This is a genomic window from Nostocoides australiense Ben110 (assembly GCF_001050535.1).
Classification (GTDB): domain Bacteria; phylum Actinomycetota; class Actinomycetes; order Actinomycetales; family Dermatophilaceae; genus Nostocoides_A; species Nostocoides_A australiense.
In genome coordinates, this window is record NZ_HG764815.1 from 3,567,165 (window position 1) to 3,568,966 (window position 1,802).

The following is a 1,802-nucleotide window of genomic DNA, read 5'->3' on the forward strand; positions in this document are numbered from 1 at the left end:
CCGCCACTGCGGGATCGGGCTGCACACCCCCGCCTCGGTCCACTACGGCACCGCGACCGAGGTCCGCGCTCAGCGGCAGGCCACCCTCGACGCTGCCTACGCCGCGCACCCCGACCGCTTCGGCCACCGCCGGCCGGCACCGCCGAAACTGCCCACCGCCGCGTGGATCAACCAACCCTCACGGGAGGCCCTCATACAAAGCGCCTGACCGCAGATGTCTCAAACGGCTTGACACCTTCCGGGGCGTTGCTTGGACGCTATGACACTGCCCGCCTGTGCTGCTGTGATCGCGGGCAGGAGGACCAGCAAGCAGTCGCCATCAAGCACCAGGAGGGAGATGATGGCGTCTCGCTCGCCCGGAGCAATGATCAGAACCTGTGGATGGCGCTCGGCGAGGTGACGTGAAGTAGGTGCACCTCCCGAGCAGGATCGAAGCAATCACAAGGTTCTGATCAGGGTCGGCGTTGGCGCGCCGGCTCGGGAAGGTACGCCCATGCTCAAGGTAGTCCACGATGCCGAAGAGGCAGGCGAGCCGGCCGGTGGGTCGGTGCTGGATGAGATCGTCCGCGATGGTGCCCGGCAGATGTTGGCGGCGGCGTTACAGGCCGAGGTCGCCGCGTACATCGAGGCGTTCGCCGACCAGCTCGACGAGCGCGGTCGTCGGCTGGTGGTCCGCAATGGCCATCACGAACCGCGGGAGGTGATGACGGCTGCGGGCGCGATCCCGGTGCGGGCTCCGCGGGTCAACGACAAGCGCACCGATGAGGTGACCGGCAAGCGGCAGCGGTTCTCTTCGGCGATTCTGCCGGCCTGGGCGAGGAAGTCGCCGAAGGTCGCGGAGGTGTTGCCGCTGCTGTATCTGCACGGGCTGTCCAGCGGCGACTTCGGTCCGGCGCTGGAGCAGTTCCTGGGCTCCGGCGCCGGCCTGTCAGCCTCGACGATCACCCGGCTCACCACGCAGTGGCAAGAGGAGGCGGTTGCGTTCAACAAGCGGCCGTTGAAGGGCACCGACTACGTCTACTGCTGGGTCGACGGGATCCACCTCAAGGTCCGACTCGAGCAGGACAAGGTGTGCCTGCTGGTGATCATCGGGGTGCGTGCCGACGGCACCAAGGAGCTGGTCGCCCTCGACGACGGACACCGCGAATCAACCGAGTCGTGGGCTGACCTGCTCCGTTCGTGCAAGCGCCGCGGGATGCGAGCACCGGTGCTCGCCATCGGTGACGGGGCGTTGGGGTTCTGGGCTGCGGTGCGTGAGGTGTTCCCCGAGACCCGCGAGCAGCGCTGCTGGTTCCACAAGATCGCCAACGTCCTCAACGCGCTCCCGAAGTCCGCCCAGCTGGGTGCGAAGGCCGCGCTGGCTGAGATCTGGAACGCCGAAGACAAGGAGCACGCGCACGCTGCGGCGAAGGCGTTCGCCGCCGACTACGGCCCCAAGTGGCCCAAGGCCGCGGCGAAGATCACCGACGACCTCGACGTCCTGTTGGAGTTCTACGACTACCCCGCCGAACACCGGATCCACCTGCGGACCACCAACCCGATCGAGTCGACCTTCGCCACCGTCCGACTGCGGCAGCGAGTCACCAAGGGCCCCGGCTCGAGAGCGGCCGGCGTCGCGATGGCGTTCAAGCTCATCGAGTCCGCACAAGCCAGATGGCGTGCCGTCAACGCACCCCACCTCGTCGCGCTAGTCCGAGCCGGCGCCACGTTCGAGAACGGCGTCCTCGTCGAACGACCCGACGAATCAGGAGGCGATCAGCAAGTCGCATGACACGCCGATCCACAGGTCTTGACTATTCCTC

The 1,802-nt window shown here is 67.3% G+C and carries 1 protein-coding gene and 1 pseudogene; both read left to right on the forward strand.

Annotated features, from left to right (window positions below):
- A pseudogene (locus tag BN11_RS24225) lies at positions 1 to 208 on the forward strand (hypothetical protein); the annotation flags it as partial.
- A gap of 285 nt (positions 209 to 493) precedes the next feature.
- Positions 494 to 1,771 (forward strand): IS256 family transposase, encoded by a 1,278-nt coding sequence (locus tag BN11_RS17435; RefSeq protein ID WP_048699586.1) that lies wholly within the window; start codon positions 494 to 496, stop codon positions 1,769 to 1,771.
- Positions 1,772 to 1,802 lie beyond the last annotated feature (31 nt).